At 39.3% G+C, this 21616-nt stretch carries 21 protein-coding genes; 2 read left to right on the top strand and 19 right to left on the bottom strand.

Features of this window, described 5'->3' with window-relative positions:
- Positions 1-206: 206 nt before the first annotated feature.
- From H4J59_RS09740 to H4J59_RS09715, 6 genes are all read right to left on the bottom strand, one after another.
- Positions 207-980, bottom strand: coding sequence for a tRNA isopentenyl-2-thiomethyl-A-37 hydroxylase MiaE (locus H4J59_RS09740; RefSeq protein WP_182198759.1), 774 nt, complete (start codon positions 978-980; stop codon positions 207-209).
- 274 nt (positions 981-1254) lie between these two features.
- Complete coding sequence (locus H4J59_RS09735) at positions 1255-2052, bottom strand: alpha/beta fold hydrolase (protein ID WP_182238918.1); 798 nt, start codon at positions 2050-2052, stop codon at positions 1255-1257.
- Between the two features lie 77 nt (positions 2053-2129).
- Complete coding sequence (locus H4J59_RS09730) at positions 2130-3059, bottom strand: DUF6178 family protein (RefSeq protein WP_182238916.1); 930 nt, start codon at positions 3057-3059, stop codon at positions 2130-2132.
- A 324-nt stretch (positions 3060-3383) separates the two neighbouring features.
- Complete coding sequence (locus H4J59_RS09725; protein WP_259363249.1) at positions 3384-4037, bottom strand: hypothetical protein; 654 nt, start codon at positions 4035-4037, stop codon at positions 3384-3386.
- An 84-nt stretch (positions 4038-4121) separates the two neighbouring features.
- Positions 4122-4583, bottom strand: coding sequence for a hypothetical protein (locus H4J59_RS09720; protein ID WP_182238914.1), 462 nt, complete (start codon positions 4581-4583; stop codon positions 4122-4124).
- A 57-nt stretch (positions 4584-4640) separates the two neighbouring features.
- Entirely contained in the window at positions 4641-4901 is a 261-nt protein-coding gene (locus tag H4J59_RS09715) for a DnaJ domain-containing protein (RefSeq protein WP_182238912.1), read from the bottom strand.
- A 465-nt stretch (positions 4902-5366) separates the two neighbouring features.
- Between H4J59_RS09715 and H4J59_RS09710 the strand changes: the two genes are divergently transcribed.
- Positions 5367-5645 carry a hypothetical protein gene (locus tag H4J59_RS09710; RefSeq protein WP_182184995.1) on the top strand — a complete coding sequence of 93 codons (279 nt, stop codon included), beginning with the start codon at positions 5367-5369 and terminating at the stop codon, positions 5643-5645.
- 227 nt (positions 5646-5872) lie between these two features.
- Positions 5873-6472 (top strand): Yip1 family protein, encoded by a 600-nt coding sequence (locus H4J59_RS09705; protein WP_182137006.1) that lies wholly within the window; start codon positions 5873-5875, stop codon positions 6470-6472.
- A 123-nt stretch (positions 6473-6595) separates the two neighbouring features.
- Here the strand turns inward: H4J59_RS09705 and purF are convergent, their stop codons facing one another.
- The 13 genes from purF to H4J59_RS09640 form a co-directional block, all read right to left on the bottom strand.
- A complete protein-coding gene (gene purF, locus H4J59_RS09700) occupies positions 6596-8113 on the bottom strand; it encodes an amidophosphoribosyltransferase (RefSeq protein WP_182238910.1) in 1518 nt (505 codons plus the stop codon).
- 32 nt (positions 8114-8145) lie between these two features.
- Positions 8146-8628, bottom strand: a complete 483-nt coding sequence (locus H4J59_RS09695) for a CvpA family protein (RefSeq protein ID WP_182137008.1) — start codon at positions 8626-8628, stop codon at positions 8146-8148.
- A 71-nt stretch (positions 8629-8699) separates the two neighbouring features.
- Positions 8700-9332 carry an SPOR domain-containing protein gene (locus H4J59_RS09690; RefSeq protein WP_182238908.1) on the bottom strand — a complete coding sequence of 211 codons (633 nt, stop codon included), beginning with the start codon at positions 9330-9332 and terminating at the stop codon, positions 8700-8702.
- Between the two features lie 18 nt (positions 9333-9350).
- On the bottom strand, positions 9351-10625 hold the full coding sequence (gene folC / locus H4J59_RS09685; protein WP_182238906.1) for a bifunctional tetrahydrofolate synthase/dihydrofolate synthase: 1275 nt from the start codon (positions 10623-10625) through the stop codon (positions 9351-9353).
- A gap of 10 nt (positions 10626-10635) precedes the next feature.
- Positions 10636-11493 carry an acetyl-CoA carboxylase, carboxyltransferase subunit beta gene (gene accD / locus H4J59_RS09680; RefSeq protein ID WP_182238904.1) on the bottom strand — a complete coding sequence of 286 codons (858 nt, stop codon included), beginning with the start codon at positions 11491-11493 and terminating at the stop codon, positions 10636-10638.
- Positions 11494-11639: 146 nt separating this feature from the next.
- Positions 11640-12422 (bottom strand): tRNA pseudouridine(38-40) synthase TruA, encoded by a 783-nt coding sequence (truA, locus tag H4J59_RS09675; RefSeq protein ID WP_182190180.1) that lies wholly within the window; start codon positions 12420-12422, stop codon positions 11640-11642.
- A 743-nt stretch (positions 12423-13165) separates the two neighbouring features.
- On the bottom strand, positions 13166-14476 hold the full coding sequence (locus tag H4J59_RS09670) for a lipopolysaccharide assembly protein LapB (protein WP_182238902.1): 1311 nt from the start codon (positions 14474-14476) through the stop codon (positions 13166-13168).
- Between the two features lie 61 nt (positions 14477-14537).
- The gene (locus H4J59_RS09665) at positions 14538-15158 is read right to left on the bottom strand and encodes an energy transducer TonB (protein WP_182238900.1); all 621 of its coding nucleotides are present in this window, start codon (positions 15156-15158) and stop codon (positions 14538-14540) included.
- A 2-nt stretch (positions 15159-15160) separates the two neighbouring features.
- The gene (locus H4J59_RS09660) at positions 15161-15574 is read right to left on the bottom strand and encodes a biopolymer transporter ExbD (protein ID WP_182137015.1); all 414 of its coding nucleotides are present in this window, start codon (positions 15572-15574) and stop codon (positions 15161-15163) included.
- Between the two features lie 87 nt (positions 15575-15661).
- Positions 15662-16192: a MotA/TolQ/ExbB proton channel family protein gene (locus H4J59_RS09655; protein ID WP_182238898.1), complete on the bottom strand. Its 531-nt coding sequence runs from the start codon at positions 16190-16192 to the stop codon at positions 15662-15664.
- A gap of 2 nt (positions 16193-16194) precedes the next feature.
- Positions 16195-17574 carry a MotA/TolQ/ExbB proton channel family protein gene (locus H4J59_RS09650; RefSeq protein ID WP_182238896.1) on the bottom strand — a complete coding sequence of 460 codons (1380 nt, stop codon included), beginning with the start codon at positions 17572-17574 and terminating at the stop codon, positions 16195-16197.
- A gap of 31 nt (positions 17575-17605) precedes the next feature.
- Complete coding sequence (locus tag H4J59_RS09645; protein ID WP_404852017.1) at positions 17606-18406, bottom strand: DUF3450 domain-containing protein; 801 nt, start codon at positions 18404-18406, stop codon at positions 17606-17608.
- A 500-nt stretch (positions 18407-18906) separates the two neighbouring features.
- The gene (locus tag H4J59_RS09640) at positions 18907-21615 is read right to left on the bottom strand and encodes a TonB-dependent receptor domain-containing protein (RefSeq protein ID WP_182238893.1); all 2709 of its coding nucleotides are present in this window, start codon (positions 21613-21615) and stop codon (positions 18907-18909) included.
- Between the last annotated feature and the right edge of the window lies 1 nt (position 21616).

Raw genomic sequence — 21616 nt, 5'->3', positions numbered from 1 at the left:
GCCTGTTAGCAGTCTAGCGAGTTATGATAAAAATTAAAAATTTTATCCGGCATTATTCATCATTTGAAACGTATAAACCCTACAACCCAAAATATATAATAGGGTAATAGGGTTTTAATTATTCAATGTTATAGATGGGATGTTTTCGGTAACGATTGCCTTTAGTCATTAGTCAGCAAGTTGAACAGCTAAGCTGGTTTTCGCCGCTAAAATGATGGTGCACCGCTATGAAATTTAAAATCATTATCTGGGCTGATGATTAATTGGCTTTCTACCTCAGCAAAGTAAGCAATACGACTATCAACTTTGTCACTTTGTTCTGGACCTGAAATTTCTTTTGCCAGTGTTAGGTAGTCTTGATAATGTCGCGCCTCAGAACGAAGTAAAGAGATATAAAAGTCACCCAAGCGTTTATCAACCAATGGCGCCAACATAGCAAAACGTTCACAAGATCTTGCTTCAATATAAGCACCAACAATTAATTTGTCGATAAGTGCATCAGGCTCGAAGGTTTTAACGTGCTTTAACATGCCTTTAGCATAGCGACATGGAGTAATGCTTCGATATTCAACACCGTATTCATCCATGATTTCTAAGACCTGATAAAAGTGATGCAGCTCTTCTTTTATTAACAAGACCATTTTATCAATCAAACTTTGTCCATAAGGAGAATTTGCTTTTGGGATCACTGATTTTGTCAGTTTATTTTTAGTTGCTAATGAACGCCAATCACCTTCTCGCTTGTATATTAGGGTTTCAAAAGGTTGTAACCAAGCTAATAATGCATCCCCACTGGCTTTATCAACCACATATTTTCGGATGAAAAACATCGCAGATTGTGCGGCTTTAAGCTCGCATATCAGGTGATCAATTAACAGAATCGATAAGTTTTCTTTTTTCGCCGCTTCATCAAGCCATGCTTGTGGTGTTTCACATTTTAAGAATGACTTGATAGGGGCTAAAAGTTTTTCTGTAGTCACAGGTAAGGTATCTCGCTATAGGCTTAGAAATCATGACTATTTCATCATGAATTTATGAGTGGGAATATTGGTAAATCATGGAGTGAATTTTCTCTCTGTAACAAACCATACAAGGGCCAACTCGCCGCCATTAAGATATGTTATGTGCATACTTCTAGCGTAGAGTCGGTATTTAACGTGACTAAAATATATTGACTAGGCTTGTTTCAACAACTCTGCTTGCGCGTTATTTAGTGTTAACTTTTATAGAGTAGTTTCATACCCATAAAGCCGTTTAGTTATTTTGCTGCGCTATAAAAGCTAAAGAGTGTTTATTAAAAATATCTGGGCTCTCAACATTACAAACATGGCCACATTGATGAATGGTATGTAATAAACTATTTTTGTGTCGCTTAACCATTTCTTTTACCGGTTCTAGAAACATATGGTCTTCTTTACCCATAATATAAAGAATAGGTATGTCGATTTCCTTCTCTTTGAAGTAGCGCATTAAAGGATTAACATCCATGGCTAATTTGAACCAACGAATAAATTCTTTCTGACACAAGCGCTTAGCTTCGCGAACAAATAAATGTCGAGATTCTTTATGGCGTTTTTTCGGCATCATAATAAAAGCAAATAAACGATACAACCACATATAGGGTAAACAATGCTTAAAGGTATTGCCTAAATAAACTAAAATATTACTGCGCACGTTAAAACGTGTAATAGCACCACCTAAAACCATACTTGATACGTACGTTGGTGCAATCTCAGCGATGTTACGAATGATAATAGTGCCTAACGAAATGCCAACAAAATGTGCACAAGCAATATTATTATGATCTAAGACATCAATAATATCTTCAGATACTTTATTAAAAGAATAATGACTGCCGACAAAGCTTTTTACTAACTGACTGGATTTTCCATGGCCACGAAGATCCAACAAGAGCACATTATGCTGTTGTTGGAACGCTCTGATCTGACGAAACCATACCGCAGAGCTACCACCAGCACCATGGACAAAAACCACCCATTCTTTACTTGTTTTATGTGGATAAATAGTATGAGACAGAATTGCTTTTATCATTACTGCAAGTGACCTGTTATATATAAAAATTTAATATCGATAAGTATAACTAATTTAAAAAAAAACCGCTCAAATACCTACTGATGTGATGAAACATCTGGTCTTAGGTAGGCAATATCGTCTTCATCATCAGCATGAAAGTCGTAACCGCCATCAAAGTCATCATTCAACTCATTAGCAACTGTGATGGGTAGCTCTAATATTTCTTGTATATAAATAGCGATATTTTCTTGCTGGTGAATAATACCTTTGAGTTCAGTAAAATCCAATAAAGCTAGCGCTTGAAGATCACCTTTGGTTAATCGTGATAATTTTTCAGTAAAGCTAATAATACAACGCTCTATTTTAATCAGCACTAGCTCTTTTTCTGTACTCAAAAGGTAAGTCGTTAACTGCTGATATAAGCTATGGGTAAAGGTCTTTTTATCAGAATCAATCAATAATAATGCAATAGCGCTGTTAAGAAATCGTTGTAATTCAAATTTCAATACCTCCTCATCACTATCAATGAGTATAGTGCTAGCGCAATAGCTCGCCGCAATGGTTTTATAGACTTGTAAAAGCTTAGCACTTTGATAGCCTTCATTCACTAACGCGGCATGCATAAGGCGAATATCTGAGGTGTCATTAACAGCTAAGGCATAGGAAAAAATAGAAATACTGTCGAAGTATGAGGCTGATATAGTTTTTAACTGAGCATACTTTGCCCAGCCGGCCCTAAAGCAATAAACTACACCGTGGGTTTTTAGTATCGCCTTTGCTTGCTCCGTATCGTTATCACAAAGTTCTAATAAACCTAAGTTACTCATACCTAATACAATTTCACAGCCTTTTTTTATTTGATCGGCATAAATTATTGAAAGATTATCAGAGGCTATCCTCAACGACATATCAATTAATTGTTGTTTGGTTTTACGGATAAATTCGGCGGTAAAATAGCCGTCATTTTCACCATCTTTTAATACTAAAAGTAAAAAAGGATGATTTCTTAACTCTGCAATGGTCATTGATGGATCCCAATCAATTAAAGCGGTTGATATTGGTGAGCTTGGCTTAAGCTTTTATCTTTATCTCTGCTCGCGCTTGTTTTATGCCAAGTAATAAAGAATCTCTATTAGTGTTGCTAGGTAAACGACAAACAGCGTTAGCCGGGTAAATAGCCCTGACCCTTTACAGATAGTTTAAAAAGCTTAAGCTTAAATTTTTCATTGTTTATTAGCAGCAACCCAACAATATTTTTAATATCTACTTGATGGGTTTTTGTTGTCCAAAGCTGAAGTTCTATGTTCAATGTTTAATAGTCAACAGGCTCTAAATACAATATTTATACATTACAGTGGCGCGAACATATCGTCGGTGTCCATTTCAAGAGCTGTAACGCGATGTTTATTGGCATTTTGTTTTAGCGAATTTTCAATATTCTCAAGTGTACCATTGCTGCTAACTGTCATCACTTCACGATAAGCTTCTTCGCTTAGTGTTTTTATTTTCATTAACAGTTCTTCAAGGCTGCCTGATGTTTGTTCTTCATCTTCTTCTAATTCAGAAAAATCGTGACCGATAAAGGGTAACGATAAATATAAAAGACCAAAATCGTCTTCCACAATAGCTTTTAATACTTCTAATTGTTTTTCTTCATCATCAGAGGAGAGAAATATTTGTGTTAATAAACTGTGTGCTTCTGTTTGCGCACAAAACACATGGTCTTCATCGATATTTTGCCAGTATGAGGGTTCAACGTTTAATAGTTGTTTAATTGAATCTGCATCCATTAACCAGGTGGCAATGGAAGGTATGGTGGCATCATGCTCTCGCACAATTTTAGCTACGGTTAAAATATCCATCTCTGTTAGTACCGCAAGCATTTTCTCATCGCCTTGTTCAGAGGCAATAGCTTCTAGTGAGGTGCCGGCACGTCGACCACTCAGTTGTGCTTGTTCAATAATGTCGCTAGCAAGAATTAATGCATTTTTTGTCAAGGTCATTCCTTAAAACTTATATCGATTGAGTCATGAATAAAATTTTTATTTTGTTCATTGCAAATTTTATAAAATCTATTGCTTATCGCCTTAGTAATTCTCATCATAGTCATTATATTCATCATCTGTGACTTGATCATCTTCATCTACTTGCGTTCTTAAAGGTGTCGCATCATAGCGGTTATAAAAATGAATCAATAAAACAGCAATTTTTAGATCTTGTTCAGCATGCGTCATTATCTCAGTAATACAAGTTCGAGCATCTGTGTGTACTCCAACAAAAGGTTTTACGTCATCCCATGAAGGCTCAGGGGTAAAAGATATTTTTTCTAGGCCTTTACTGTCGATTCTAATTTTAGTTGATATCGCCATCGCTAATTGATCAACCATGCCAGTAAATAATAATGGCATTTGCTTTAATTGTTCGAATAACGTCGCGACATAGTTTGATAATAAGTCAGGATTTTCAGGATCAGCTAACGAGGTCATATTCTCTAAATACAGAGAAAAATCATCGGTTAAATAATCAGGAATATTGGTTTCTGCTTGCATTCTTTATTTCCTAATGGAGAGGCCAATTGAGAAACTCATGTAAAGCTTAATAACTACCTAGCCTAAAGCGCTTTGCCAAAAGGAGTCAGCAATTTCTCGAGGATCAGTGATAACGGTATAGTTATTTTTTAAATATAAAGAGCGTTTTTTTGGATCCGCAAGAACATCATAAGCTTGCTGAATTAATTGAAATTTTTCTTTAGCTTCAACGCTATCATTTCTATCTGGATGATATTTATTAGCGAGTTTTCGATAAGCTTTTTTAATCTCTAAGGTGGTCGATACTCTACTAACACCTAACTGTTCAAAATAATCCATAAACCTTCAATTACCTTTTACTAGACCACATAAAATAACGGTTACCACAATAGCGCCAATTTTACCTTGACAGTTAGATTATTAACACCATTATGTTTGCTTATTTATTGTTTGAGAGTCAGGTATTAGTGTCTATTTATTTTAACTGATTATTTTTCAGCAGTTTAATCGTTTTACTAACCTTTTACTCACCACAGCTTATAGCTCAACGCCCTACAATCTTGATAAGTGGTTTTCGCAAAAACTTACCTGCCTGCTATGGCAATAAATAGTGATTTTCTTTGGAAGAAATAAATTATGGACGTTTAACTCACTAAATAATAATTAATTTTTATGAACAAGTATTCAAAGATAGCGTTAAAAGTCAGCAATTAACTAAAATAAAGCGGCACTATTTGTTATAATATTTTATTAACAAGTTAACCAGACGAACTTATTTTTAACAAAAACATAGTGAATACCACAATGAAAAAAACTGACGCTGAATCACTAACAAAGAAACACCAGGCACTTACTCATAGTGAGCAAAAAACTGTGCTCTCACATGTGCAGCGTGAAGTTGACCATTGGTACCTAAATACCATCATGTTAAAGGGTATTGATGTACCTTTTAAGTATCGTAGAAAAAAACTATATAAGTCGTTACACAACCAACAGGTCAATATTACCTATTATGCCACTAAAGAAACCGTTGCAGGTTTTGAACTTGAAGTGATGAAGATTGTGCGCATTAAAGTCTGCTAATAATTAAAGTCTGCTAATCAGTTTTTTGTATAAAAGCCGAATTAGCAGACTGATAGATGGCTAAAAAAATATATTTGCGTCTAAATATCAAACAAGCCTTGACGAATCCCTCTTCATCTTACATAAATAGCATATCAACAATAAAAAAAATAACGTTGATTTAAAGTCAGGTCGCAGATTTTTACTTATATCTGCAATATTTTGGGGTACAGAGAGAGGTACATAACATGATCTTAAATCATATCTGGGGGCTTTATACTGCACCTAAGAAAGAATGGCAAACTATTGAGAAACGTCACGAAAGCTTAACATATTCTATGGTGCATATTCTCACTATAGCCTTAATTCCTGCCATTTGTGGTTATTATGCTACTGCACATATTGGCTGGGCGATAGGCGCAGGCGATCCGATTCGATTGACTGAATCAAACGCAATCTTTATGTCAATCGCTATGTATATTGGTTTAATTATAGGTGTACTTTCCCTAGCAGTTTTAATTCAATGGATGGCAAAAACCTTTGATTCAACACCAAACTTCACCCAGTCATTAGAACTAGCCGCCTATGCAGCAACACCTTTATTAATGGTTGGTTTAGCTGCACTATTTCCAGTGCTTTGGTTTGTAACTTTAGCCGGGTTAGCCGCGCTGTGTTACTCGGTATATCTGCTTTACTCAGGTGTACCCATTATGATGAATATACCTGAAGAAAAAGGCTTTATTTATTCAAGCTCTGTTGTAACTTGTGGCCTAGTACTCATTGTGGCACTCATGGCGGCAAGTGCTATCGTTTTTAGCTCTGGTTTAGGTGTTGAATATATTAGCTAACCGCATAAGATGAATGTTGTCGTGCGTTCACAGATATGTGATCGCAACATACCCTTATTACTGAACATAAAAAAACCGCTTAATTAGCGGTTTTTTTATATCAAAAATTTAGTATTTAGATAATTATTCTGAACCTTCATTATGCATATCAATAATTGAGTCAGCATTTTTATCAGAGGTTTCTTTAGTATCGTTATTACGCAAAGCGTCTAGTCGGTCTAAATAGCTTTGATCTATGTCTTTAGTGACATATTCACCATTAAAAACTGAGGTTTCAAATTCAGTAATATCTGGATTTTGTATTGAAACAGCCGCAACCAAATCTTCTAATGTTTGAAAAATCAATTTATCTGCACCGATAAGATCGCAGATATCGTCCAGTTCGCGACCATGAGCAATCAACTCATTAGCACTTGGCATGTCAATGCCGTAAACGTTAGGGAAACGAATCTCTGGCGCAGCTGAAGCAAAATACACTTTTTTAGCACCGGCGGCACGAGCCATCTCAATAATTTGTCCTGACGTTGTGCCACGTACGATAGAGTCATCAACTAACAAAACATTTTTGCCCAAAAACTCTGTACCTATGGCATTAAGCTTACGTCGTACTGATTTTTTACGCAGCTCTTGACCCGGCATAATAAAAGTACGGCCAATATAACGATTTTTAACAAAACCTTGGCGATACGGAATATTAAGGTGACGGGCAATTTCTAATGCGGTATCACAAGAGGTTTCCGGAATAGGAATAACAACGTCAATATCGATATCGTCCCATTCTTTGGCAATTTTATCACCGAGCTTTTTACCCATTTCAACACGAGAACCGTAAACTGAAATTTTGTCGATAGATGAGTCAGGACGAGCAAAATAGACGTATTCAAAAATACAGGGATGAAATGATGGATTTTCAGCACATTGTTGGCTATGAATTTGACCCGACTCAGTAAAGAATATCGCTTCTCCAGGAGCGACATCACGCACAAACTCAAATTCGTTAGCATCAAGAGCTACCGATTCAGACGCCACCATATATTCAACACCTGATGGTGTTTCGCGCTTACCAAATACCAAGGGACGAATACCATTAGGATCACGAAATGCCACCATACCGTAGCCAATAATCAAAGCAACCGTAGCATAGGCACCACGTACACGTTTATGAACATTGCTTACCGCTTTAAAAATATCACTTGGGTCTAACGTATGTTGCTCTGAGTTTTGTAGTTCGTGACCTAAAATATTTAATAATAATTCGGAGTCAGATGTCGTATTGACATGACGACGGGCTTCTCTGTTAAGCCATAACTTTAACTCTTCGGCATTTGTTAAATTGCCGTTATGCGCTAGGGAAATACCAAAAGGTGAGTTGGCATAAAATGGCTGCGCTTCTGATGAACTTGATGTTCCTGCCGTTGGGTAACGAATATGACCAATACCCATATTACCTTGTAGACGTAACATATGGCGGGTATGAAAAACATCTTTAACCAAACCGTTACCTTTTCGCAATCTAAAGGTATCATCGTGAATAGTCACGATACCTGCTGCATCTTGGCCACGATGTTGTAATACCGTTAAACCATCATATAAAGCTGTAACAACGGGTGTTTTACCAACAATACCAACAATACCACACATGAATTTTTTCTCCGACGAACTAAGTTTAAATACTAAGCTAAAAAACTTGATGATTGTTTGAGATACTCAAAAAACCATTCAACTATTAATGTAAATTCTGGAACTAATTGTGAATTTTGCCACCATGCTCTAGATGACGCGGGCGTAAAGGCATCCATAAAAAATAATACCGCGGCTATAATTAATACACCTCGTAACGCCCCGAATACGATACCCAGTACCCTATCGGTACCAGACAAACCGGTTTTGCTAACAAGTTGGCCAATGATGTAATTAATAAGCGCACCTAAAATTAAGGTGGAGATAAATAAAATGGTAATCGAGGCTGCGTTACGCAGCAGTTGATCAGAAATATTGGTGAGTTGGGTCGACAAGTTAACATAGAAGCTGCTAGCGACAAAAAAGGCGCTGATCCAGACAATTAATGAAACCGCTTCTTTGACAAAGCCACGCACTAAGCTAATTAAAGCTGAAATGCCAATGACAGCCAAAATGGTATAATCTATCCAAACCATAAATCGAATATTCTCATTGATTAGAGGCGCGCATTCTATCAGAAGGCGACTAGGATTTACTATTAATTTTATTATTTAGCTGGATAAAAGCGAGCCACTTTACCTTGCACATGAGTCAATTTTTTCAATGCGGGTAACTGTGCTTCCAAGGACGACTTGATCAATTCAGGTCCAACACAGACCTTAGTCAAATTACCTTTTTTAGTTTTAATAGGCTTAGTAAAGGCGGTATAGCCGGCTTTTTGTAATTTACTGAGTAAGTCATCAACATTATTTTGATGACGAAAACTACCCAATTGAATGACCCACGCCTGTTGAGGTATTGATTTGCTAGGGACTTTTTTTATGACTTCAGTCACCAAAGTTTTTGCTGCCGCGTCTGCCGGCACAGCTGAGAAATCGGGCTCTTTAGATAAAGTAGAGACAGTAACACCTTTTTCCTTAAGGGCTTTTGCTGAGTCGATAACACTTTGCTCGTCCAGTGCAAGCTCATCAGAAATAGACTCTACGGGTAAATTAGCCAGTTTTTCTTCTGGAAAGCTTTTATTGGCTTGCAAAAAGTCTACCTGAGGCGTGCTTGGAATGGCCTCAAAGTTATCTTGATAAGTTTTTTTGTCACCATCAAGTACATCAGGTAAGAATATGATAGCGATAGCAGCAACAATAATGGTACCCACTAAACGATTTTGAAATGGTGTAGACAAATTAGACTCCAAGCATGGCTAAACTAACAAACGTCTTATTTCAGCAACCGTATAGAAAGATCCGAAAACCAGAATGAGATCAGTTGCTTTTGCATTCTTTTTAGCCATTTTAAATGCCTGAGAGACATTGTCAAAACAATTCACCTTAGCCGAGTCTATTTCTGTAGATTCAAGAATTTTTTTGGCTTCACAGCCTCTGTTAATATCAAGCGTACCTACATACCAATGCGCAACTTCTGGCAATAGTGGTGCTATGGTGTTGGTGATATCTTTATCTGCCAACATGCCTAGCACGGCATGAACCTTAGGATAGTTTAACGACTGCAATTGTGCTGCTAAATATCGCGCCGCTTGTGGATTATGCCCAACGTCTAAAATAACATGACAATCGAGAATAAATTTTTCCATTCTCCCAGCGACTTTTGTTTGAGTAATAACCTGATTAATAAACGCACTATCTAACGATAAACTGAGTTTGTCCGCTAAAACACTTAACACCATAATCGCTGTTGCCACGTTGTCTTGGGGAATTTGGCAAGGAGTAAGTGCTGAAAAAACATGGTGACTACTGCGCCAATGCCAAGTGTTATTATGGCCTTGTTCAACGGTAAATTTTTGTTCGCGAGAATACGCTATAGCACCAATATCGTTAGCATGAGTGATTAATGAGCTAGGTGGATTAGTATCACCCACTACCACCACTTTATTTGCCCGCATTATGCCCGCTTTTTCAAACCCAATAGCTTCTCGGGTGTTACCCAAAAATGCTTGGTGATCTAAGTCAATAGTGGTAATAACGGCAATATCGGCGTCGATCATGTTAGTGGCATCTAAACGTCCACCTAAACCAACTTCAAGAATAATAACCTCAGGCTGCTCTGCCATTAAAACCAACAAAGCGGCTAACGTAGTGTATTCGTAGTAGGTTAGGCTAATATCGCCACGGGCGCTTTCTATAGTTTCAAAGGCACTAACCAGTGCATTGTCACTCACTTCACAGCGATTAAGGCGCAAACGCTCATTAAAGCGCTCAATATGAGGTGAAGAGTAAACCGCACAAGTTAAGTTTTGTGCTAAAAACGCATTTTCTAAAAAAGCACAGGTCGTGCCCTTGCCATTAGTGCCGGCGACGGTAATCACCGTTGACCTAGGAAAAGCAATGTTAAGATTTTTCGCCACAGCGGTAATACGCTTTAAGCCAAGCTCTATTTCGACTGAGTGAATACTTTCTAAATAGGAAAGCCATTCAGTAAGATTTTTTCTTTGTGAATGGCTTTGAGTCATTTTTGACATGAGTTTACCGTTAGGCTGCTGGGCTATCTTGTCCCATAAACTTAGCAAGCATTCTTGCTAAAGTACTGCGCATTTCACGTCGGTCGACAATGATGTCAATCGCGCCTTTCTCTTTTAAGAACTCACTGCGCTGAAAGCCTTCAGGTAGTTTTTCACGTACCGTTTGTTCGATAACACGCGGGCCGGCAAAACCAATCAATGCTTTGGGTTCAGCCACGTTAATATCACCTAGCATCGCCAAACTTGCTGAAACACCACCCATAGTTGGATCGGTTAATACTGATATATAAGGTAGACCTTTTTCACTCATTTTTGCTAAAGCTGCACTGGTTTTTGCCATTTGCATTAATGAAAACAATGCTTCTTGCATACGCGCACCGCCACTAGCAGAAAAACAAACAAAAGGTACATTATTTGCTAAACAGTACTCAACACCTTTAACAAAACGAGCGCCAACAACAGACGCCATTGAGCCACCTAAGAAGCCGAATTCAAATGCAGCAACAACAATAGGTTGCCCATGTAATTCACCGCTCATTACCACCAATGCATCTTTTTCACCGGTACTTTTTTTCGCAGCAGAAAGACGATCTTTATAGCGTTTTGAGTCTTTAAACTTGAGAATATCTTGTGCTTCAAATTCTTCACCTAGCTCGACTCGCTCGCCTTGGTCAAGAAAACCGTCAATGCGTTTACGCGCAGAAATTCGCATGTGATGATCACACTTTGGACAAACCGACATCTGTCGGTCTAACTCAACTTTATATAGAACCGCGTTACAGCTAGTACACTTACTCCAAACACCTTCTGGAATATTTCTTTTTTGTGTCGACTTTGCTTTTGGGAGAATCTTTTCAATCCAGCTCATAATATATTTTTGCCTATACACGAAAGATCTAATAATTGTTTAAAATACAACCACTAAATATAAAATTTTTGCTAATACTATGAATTAAACCATAGAACACCTATATAATTATAGGAAAAACTGGTCTGTTTACTTCTAATGCTTGATTATAGTAAAAACAAGGGTCCTGGGTTGCGCTTTGGAATGCCAAACTCTTCAGGGTAATCAACATCAACAAAGTATAGTCCAGCCGATGGTGCTGTAATACCAGCAACACAACGATTTTTTGCTTCTAATACTTCTTTGAGCCAACTAACGGGTTTTAGTTCCTGACCCACTTTCATCAAACTACCGGCAATATTTCTCACCATATGGTGTAAAAACGCATTGCCCTTAACATCAATAATAATAAACTCACCTTGGCGAGAAACATTACAATGGTGCAAGGTACGTGTTGGTGAATGTGATTGACAATGCACGGTTCTAAACGAAGTAAAATCGTGTTGACCCACCAAATATTGTGCGGCTTGATGCATTAAATTTTCATTAAGTGGAAAATGACAAAAGCTAATACCTGAACTTAAAATCGCTGAACGTAAACGATTGTTATTAATAATATAACGATACCGTCTAGCCGTTGCACTAAAGCGCGCATGAAAGTCATCATTAACCTCTTTCACCCAAGATACCGCAATATCTTTTGGTAGGTTAGTATTAACGCCTAGTGTCCAAGCAACATCTTTACGGACTTTATCGGTTTCAAAGTGAATGACCTGATTAGTTGCACTGACCCCAGTATCGGTTCGGCCTGCGCATACTACCTCAATGGGTTCATTTGCTATTTTTGATAAAGCCTTTTCTAATGACTCCTGCACACTAATAACATTCTTTTGTCTTTGCCAACCGTAGTAGTTACTACCATCGTATTCTATGCCTAAAGCGTAACGCATTTTATCCTCCACTGCTAAGATCACGACATTATCTATTATTTTACTGATTATTACCAAGTGACTATTGAGTAATGACCAATAAAATAATGAATTATACTCATTTGATTAATTAAGTGAGTACCTTTTTCATGCAGAAAAATGGATCAATACCCGTCGGGTTTTGACTTAGTTGCTCAAGACAATATGGCTTGCTTGGTAATGACATGTGCTTGAATAAAGCCCTTGTTGTCTCGCGCCTTACAAATCATAGAGTAACGGGAGTAAAAACATTTTGGCTTTAATTGATGCTGATGACAAAACTGAGGCACAGATAAGCCGCTGGCTATTGGTTCATCAAGGAGTTTATCCAGTCATCAAAAGTTTTACGAGACATAAGTTGCTCCAATGAATTAACTGGAAGTAACTTATGAATGAAATATTAACGAGGGAAATATGCAGGTTGCCGGACGCTGACGATAAATAGTTATAATTTTGATTATTAAAATAAAAATAAAAAAAGGCGCATAGAACGCCTTTAGGTATTTATTTTTCTCATCAATAGAGCGTTTATATTAGGTCAATAGTTAGCCCTTATCCTTAAAACTGCAGCCTTACTAGGGTGCCAATCACATAGTTTATCTCTTCTGATAGCACTCACTTACTCATCGCCTAATAGTATTTCTACTGTTTTTTGGGATATTATATTAACGCTTTAGTTCAGCGCTTTAGTTCAAGGTTTTAGTTCAAGGTTTTAGTTTAACGCTTTAATTCAACATAGCTAAGCGGTTTTGCTGAATCTGCTCTTTTTCAACGTAAGTAAACCATTGTTTTGCCACTTTGGTCGTTTCAGCATAACTAATAGCTTGGGTTAAGGAAGTTAGCGCCTGATCATATTTTTTTAAATTAAATTGCGCCATACCCGCCACTAAATACATAGTGCCCGTCGAGGACAGGCCGCCGCGAGCTATCGCTTTTTTTGCGGCATCTTGCGCAAGTTGCCAATGCTCGGTATTTAAATAAGCTTGCGCTAATTTCGCATCAAAAACACCCGTTTCAGCAATGCTGGCCGCTTGTTGCAATACCGGGATCGCTTTATTATCTTCTTTCGCCATTAGGTAAGCTTGTGCTAACAAATTAAAATATTTTTCTTTTGCACTCACTTGCCCCTTGTCAATGGCTTCATGTAACAAGTTGGCCGCCTTGTAGGGTACGTTATGATAAAGATATAACTGTACTAAAGAAATAATATCATTGGGTTTGGTAATAAAGTCATTTTGCCAAGCCGCTTCCATGACCGCTAACTGCTTAGCTTCTTCACCAATTTCTCCGTACATAGCTGCTAGTTGTGGCCAATATTCAGCTTTATTGTAATAACGTACCAGTTGCTCCATTACCTTAGTGACTTGCTTTGGTTGTTTTAATTCAAAATACGCAGCGCGTTGCAATATCAGCCAATTTTCTGCTGGTAGGTCATTTTTGGCTAAAGCCTGTGCTATGGCGCTGTCAATATGGGTAATACACGAGTCATATTGCTTGTCTTGGTAAAAAATCTGAGCAAAGAGTAAATTTTGACCTGACGTTAACGCTTTTTTATTAACACTTTGCCATTGCTTGAGATAACCCAACGCTTTTGGGTAGTTATTTTGCTGCATTGCCAACTGTGCCAATGAATATAAAGTTGATAGGTAAAGACTGTCTGGGATCCCTTCTTCACGCACCACATTTTCAAAGCTAGTCATAGCTAATGCGGTATCGTCATTACCATATTGCATAAATCCATAAAAGTTCCACAGCATGGCACGTTCATACGAATTTAAACTATCAAGACGGGCTTTAACTTCATCTAAAATCGCAAAGCCACCAATTTTATCACCTTCATCGGCCTGTTTTTGTGCTCGTGCTAGCTGGCTGTAAACCCGATCTCGCATGGCTGGCACTATTTTAGATTGCCTTGTTGCAGGTTTTGAGTCCGCTGCTTGCGCCATGCCAATGGTGATAAATCCGGTGGTATTTACCAGTAGCGGGGCAAAATATAACAGGCTAAGGCTTAATAGCATTAAGGGTGTTTTATTCATGAGTATTTATCCTAAGTTAATCATTCACATCACCTTGATCTTAATTTTTTAGATCAAGGTGTTAACCGTCAATTTGAAAAGTGATTTTGTTCTGCACGCCGGCCACAGCCATCGCCTCACCATCAACGACTCTAGGTTTATATTTAAACTTCAATACTGCATCCATCGCAGCGCGGTCAAATAAACTTTCAGGATTTGCTTCTACTACCACAGGGTCTTTAACCGAGCCATTTTTAGTAACGGTAAATTCAACAATAACGTAACCCGATATGCCCCTGGCCTGTGCGCGCCGTGGATAAATCGGGGCAACTTTAACAATCGGTAAATAATCGCCGTCACCGCTGTCTAAACTTAAGCCACCGCTTAATCCTGCATCAATTTGAATGTCAGCAGCAAAGCTGGTGCTTAACGTTTCGCTATTGGGATTATTTTGCTGCATTTGTGGTACAACCATAGGTGGTGGTGGTTCTTTCGGCTTGGCGGGTTTTTGTGGTTTACGCTCTTTCTTTAGCACCTGTTCATCTTTTTTTAAGCGAATAAAATCAAGAACATTACCTCGTGGTGCTTCGGTCATGGCTTTGTTACCCCCCACGATAAGTGCTTGCATACTCCAAAGTAATAAAAAGGTCATAACGACAGCGAGCAGCAAAGCAATACCGTAACGACTAGTGTGCGAAACCATGATTAGCCCTCTTGCGCCGCAATGGAAACGTCATAAACACCCGCAGCGCGAGCAGAGTCCATGACTTTAATTAATACGTCTGTCGTGGCTTTTTTATCCGCTTGAATAACCACAGTACCTTGCGGGTTTTCAGCTTTTAAGCGCTCAATATTAGCTTGTACCGAACGGACATCAACGTGACGTTTGTTGATCCATATTTCACCTTTATCGCTGATGGCCACTAAAATATTAGCGCGCTCTTTTTTTACTGCCGTAGCGGCTTCAGGACGATTTACCTCGATGCCCGCTTCTTTAACGAATGAAGCAGTAACAATAAAAAAGATCAGTAAGATAAACACCACATCCAGCATAGGTGTCATGTCAATTTCTACGTTTTCATCGGTATTTTGTTGTAATTTTGCTAATTGTGAACGCATAATATTTCTCAAATGTTGTTTTCGTGAGTCACTCTTGTTGTGCCAACATGCTCTGCCAACATGTGGTTCCAACACCTAGTTAACGAATTATCTAGTGCTTATTGACATACTATCTTCAAGCAATTCAGTTTCACGCTTGGCATAACTTTTCAGCCATGTGACCGCGAATACCCCAGATAATGAACCCACCATGCCCGCCATTGTTGGGATAGTGGCACGCGACACACCAGAGGCCATGGAACGCGCATTACCGCTGCCTGAAATAGACATAACATCAAACACTTCAATCATACCGGTTACCGTACCAAGCAGACCTAATAAGGGACAAATCACCACTAAGCTTTGGATCAGAACCAAATTATTGTTTAACGCCGCTGAGCCGCGAGATATCAACGCGGTTCGAATTTGTTCTGCGTGCCAGGATTTTTGCTCACTGCGCCCTTGCCAATTTGCTTGTAACTTTTTTTTGGTCTCTTTATAGCCAAAATATACAAAGGAAAAACGTTCAAAAATGAATAACCACATCAAACAAATAACCCAAGCAATCACAGTCAACACCAGACCGCCAGTGTCCATAAATTCACTGATTACGTTCATCATTTCCATGAACCAAATCATGTTTACGCTCCTTTTTCCGCACGTTCGGCAATTATTCCAGCACTTTGCAGTTGCAACACATTGATAATGTTGCGGCTACGAGAGTTTAATAGCGCAAAGATAAATACCATAGGAATAGCAACAACTAGGCCTAACACTGTGGTCACTAGCGCCTGTGAAATACCGCCTGCCATCAATTTAGGATCGCCGGTACCAAACAAAGTGATGGCTTGGAAAGTATTTATCATCCCAGTCACTGTGCCCAATAAACCTATTAGTGGCGCAACCACTGAGATAATTTTTATTAAGGTTAATTTGCTGGATAGTTTTGGCACTTCACGCAATATTGACTCAGAAAGTTTTAGCTCGAGGGTTTCAGTATCCGCCGTTGGATTTTGCTCTTGAACCAGCATCACACGGCCAAGCGGATTATCACTTGATGCCTGATCAGATTTAAGTTGGCGATTGACTTTAGCGCCAGTAAGAAAAAGACTGATAAAACGTTGTATAGCAATCAATAAACCAATCAAACCAAGACCTAAAATAACGTAACCTATAGCACCACCTTGTTCGATACGCTCTTGCATGTCAGGTGCCTGTACTAATAAACCTAATATTGAGCCGCCAGTGGGGTCGAGTGCAAACGGCACCAGGTCACCATCACTGTGACTTAAGGCTGTTGTAGTGGTTAAAAAACGTTCAGAGGGTTGTCTGATAAGTTCGGCGACCGTGCCAGTTTCATTAATATATTCAAGATACTTACCATCGGCTATCAAGTTAAAACCACCGACACGGGTGATTTCCTGGTTTACTTTTGTGCCATTAGCAATAACCACTTCTCGGGTAAATGGCTGAACTTTACCGCTTTCAGTCATTTCACGTTGTAATTCAAACCATAAACGTTCAATTTCTTCAATCGATGCCAGTTTCGATGTTGAGCCCATGCTTTGCGCAAACTCATCTAAGAATTCACCACGGCCTGCAAATTGTGCTGAAATGACCGAGGTTTCAAACTTACTTCTAGTATCACCCGCTACTTGCTGTAATACCCCAAACAATTCTTTTAATTCGCCTAGGCTTTTATTGAGGGCGTCGCTTTGATCAGCCAAAGCAAGCTCGTTATTTTGAAAGTTTTCCTCAAGCTGGTTACTTAAATCAATTTGCGCATCACGCTGTTTACTTGCCTGCACCAGTAATTGGTCTTGTTCGCTTAACTTTGCCTTAAACTGGGCTTCTCGTGCTTTATTTTGTGAATTTTGAGTGATTTGTCCGGCGGCTACTTGAGCCAACAAATCATCTAAATCTGCCGCTGGTTTTGCAAAAACAGCCGTTGCCATTGCCGTAACCAACAGGGTGCTTAATGCCAATACTCGGCAAGAAAATGGTTTTTTAATTCGCTTCATTATATGTTCCTATATTCCTATCGGTTGGCGACTAATTGACACTGTTTTGCTTTGCTGAGGTGCTCTTGTCTATGTTATTGGCCCTGCTATTAACAAGTAATGGCACTAAGACCAAATCAGGGGCAAGTTGTTTGCGCGCAATACGCAGCGCTTTGTTAACACCCAAGCGGTAATCACCCGGCAGTGTTTCCCAGCTTTGACTTGTCTGGTCCCAACGCCCTAAATGATTACCATCACGCGTTTGATACACCAAACTTATCCGGCCAATGCGTAAAAAGTCGACGTCGCGTTCACTCCCTGCAACCTCAAGTAAACCCGAATAGGCTTCGATAGTGCGACCGTAATCCACTTCCACCTGATAGGCTTCTAACACTCGACGAAATTTTTCAGAGACAGAAACATCGGCGCGATTAAGCATCTCATTTAAACTCGCAATACGTTCACTGCGCTCTATAGGTAAAAATGGCACATCTAATTTTACAAACTCAGCCAAAGTAGAGATCATTCGCGACATCAAGGGTGAAACCTGACGTTCGATAATACTTACCTGATTCATCGACTGAGCAATTTGCTGTAATTCAATCAGCTGATTCGAGGTCTGGCTTTGCATTTGTTGGTTGTAAACATTTAATCCCTGAATTTCCTTATTAACAGTTTTAAATTGCTGTAATTTACTCAAGGTCTTATCACTTAACTTATTGATCTGTAGCTGTGACTGACTCGCCGTTTTATTGAGCTGTTTACCTGCTTTAACAACGTCAGTAAGTTCAGCGCTTTGGGCATTAACTTGACTAACAAATAACGAACAAACCAGTGTACTTGCACCAATCAGAAAGTTAGCTTGCGCCTTTAGAGATGTTTTCATAATAAAACCTACTTAGTGCGGTTGATGCTAAAAGTGGTAGAACAAGCACCTACTCTTAAGGTGTTTGTTTACCGTTATTATTATGAGCCAAAGTTTACTTACCGATTGTGACAGCTAGGTTGCAGTAATATTTCATCTTTATTAAATGACAAAAATATGATGCTTTTCTTACAGTTAGAACAAATAAATCAGCATAAATAATTGTACCCGTAAGTTTTAGCTATAATTTTCAAGCACAAAAAAAGGCCACCGAAGTGACCTTATGAATTCAAGACAAAATTAGAAAGGCTATATTCCCGTTAAGCGTTGTTTTACATTAACTACTCGATAATTACTTACCTGCAAATAAGCTTTTGCTGATTGATAAAAACAAGTTTCAACATCAGCGATGATGCTGTAGAGCGCCCATGGACGGGTTTACCGCGTCTTGTTTGTTCAATCAGCAAAGCTTAACTACAACAGAGCCATTAAAAATCCCATTTTAGTGACAAGTCTACCCCGACACCCCGAGACTCGCTGCGTAACAAGGTATCTTCAAAGATAATTTCTTTTTCTTTGTCTAACAAGTTCTTAACTTTGAACTTAACCGTTGAGGAATACGTTGGATAATAAGTGTAAATAAAGTCCAACGAATGGAATGGCTGCTCATAAGCATCATCTTTTTCATCAATACCTGGAATGATAATGCGTGCACCAGAAACGTTATACGCTAAAGTCGCCGAATGGTTACCGTTAGGCGCGTCGTAACCCAAATTCAAATTGACCACGTATTTAGAATGACCTGTCATGCGTCTAATTGGGTTAGTGATGGTAGTTGAAACGCCCGTTTGCTCCACCACTTTTTGAGTATCAATAGTGATTTCAGAGTCACTTAAGGTCAGGTTACCCGATAAGAAGAAACTTTCAGCCCACGGCCCGATAAAATTAAAGTCTTTCAAAAACTCCATTTCAATCCCGTAAACTTCGCCCTTTTCCGCATTAGCGATTCGTATCAATGGCGGACCATCTTGAGAGGGTGATTGCACCGCTTCTATTGGGTCGATCATATCTTTATAGAACAGACCAACCGACAAGTTTTCACCGCTGTTTAAATACCATTCCCAACGCAAATCGTAGTTTTTCACCTCAGTACTAGTGACACTAGGCGTACCACCGATAGGGAAACCAGTCAGTGGGTCAAGATAAGTTGCCGGAGCCACTTCACGAATATCAGGACGCACGGTAGTTTCACCGTAAGAAAAACGATATTGCATTTCAGTATCAGGAATATAGGTCAATGCCAGTGCCGGATAAAAGCCTTGTTCAGCAAAGGCAAGTTTCTCTAAGTCGGCTGTGGTTGGCTGTAAAGGTAGATCAAATTTTCCGGTTGCTGGGTCTAACGGTGCCACCACTTGACGGAAATCTTCCCAACGCACGCCACCACTAACTCGCCAGCGATTATTGAAGAAAAAATCAGCTTCAACATAATAAGCATCCACTAACTGTGCAGAATAATAATCATCACCAGCCACGGAGGTGTCGCGAATAGTTTGCTCATTGCCGCGCAGTGGTTGATTAAGTATAACCTCATCGGTCAAAATACTGTTTAGTTGACTACCCGTTAAATCGAGCGCATCGAACGCCAACGTATTCACGTCAACTCTGCGGGCAAGTGCATCTCGTGATTTTTCTACAAAATCAGCACCCATTTTTAATTCAACGTCCAATTGTTTGAAGTACAGCGGCAACGACAGGTTAAAACCATAGTTTTCAACTTTGTCATTCAGGTCTTGAAAACTGTATCGAGAGGCTGTGGTAGCTTTGCGCAGTGAACTTTCATTAGCGACATCAAACAAACCATCTTCGTTAACATCTGAAAGAATATAACGGGTAGAAATATTACCCGGCGCATAACGATTCGAACGGGCATTTGAGTATTTCCAGTCCAGCCCTATGTTCCACAGCGCAGGGAAGTTGTGAGTACCGCGCACCTGATTAGCCAACATTTGGCGCTCTTCATAATTTATTTCGGTATCGCGTACCCGCAAGCCATCACTTAATAATACGTTGTTGGTATTACCGAACTTTTCTTTTATTTCATCACGAGTATCACGCAACACTAATGAGCTAAAATCAAGGCGGTGATTTTGGTTATATTCAATGCCAAAATTGAACATACCTGAAAATTTAACCGAATGTTCGGTGGCATCCACTTTATCGAAACCGCGCACTAATGACCAGATACCATCACCTTGATTGGTAAAGTCTTGCCCTTCATATTGTTTAGATACTTGCCATTGATTGTCATAAGACAAGGCCGCCAAATAGCCTAAGCGAAAATCATTATAGGTAAAAGTGTCACCCAAGGTCGCATCAAGACCAAAATCAGGGGCTACGGTATCGACTACCGGGTCGTAGTCACGGTTAAGATCGGCGGCAATTTGGCGATTTTCCTCTTGCGAAATACCATTGAGTGCAGTGTAATTGCCCCATAATTGCTTTAATGCTGCCGGTGCTGCGCGGGTACCATCATCTTTGCCACGCCAGTCGTTGCCTCCGCCTTGATAACCAAAGCCTTCACCAATGTTGTCAGTATTACCACCAAAATTTCCCGCCAAACTAAAGATAAAGTCCTTGGGAATGGTTTTTAAGCGAATATCAACATTACCGCCACCAAAATGGGCTGGCATAGACGGCGAGTAAGATTTTTGTACCGATAAAGACTCTATGATAAGTGCAGGGAACAAATCCAATGGGATAATAGTTCTGGTGGGATCTGGACTAGGCACAGCGGCACCGTTTAGCTGGGTGCTGGAGTAACGCTCACCCAAACCACGTACGTAAATAAATTTGCCATCAACTAGCGTTAAACCGGTAACACGTCTAAGCGCCGCGGCGGCATCACTGTCACCCGTTCTTGATATTTGCTCTGCCCCTAAAATATCAGCAATAAACGCCTGATTTTTTCGCTCTGCAATGACCGCGCTGGCAGTTCCTTTTAAGCGACTGGCTTTAACAACGACTTCTTCAATGGCGGCGTTTTCGAGCGCATTGTTAGTCACTTGGTCGCTAACTTCAGTGTCGGATGTAACCACTTGCTCGGTTGTTTCTTGACCAGAGGCATGCAAAGCGATCAAACTGCTTAGCACGCCAAGTGCAATGTGTGATAAAGAGAAACGGTTTGATTTAGTTTTCATT

It is taken from the genome of Colwellia sp. MB02u-10, from assembly GCF_014077185.1.
GTDB lineage: Bacteria > Pseudomonadota > Gammaproteobacteria > Enterobacterales > Alteromonadaceae > Cognaticolwellia.
This window is presented reverse-complemented; position numbering and strand designations above follow the sequence as displayed.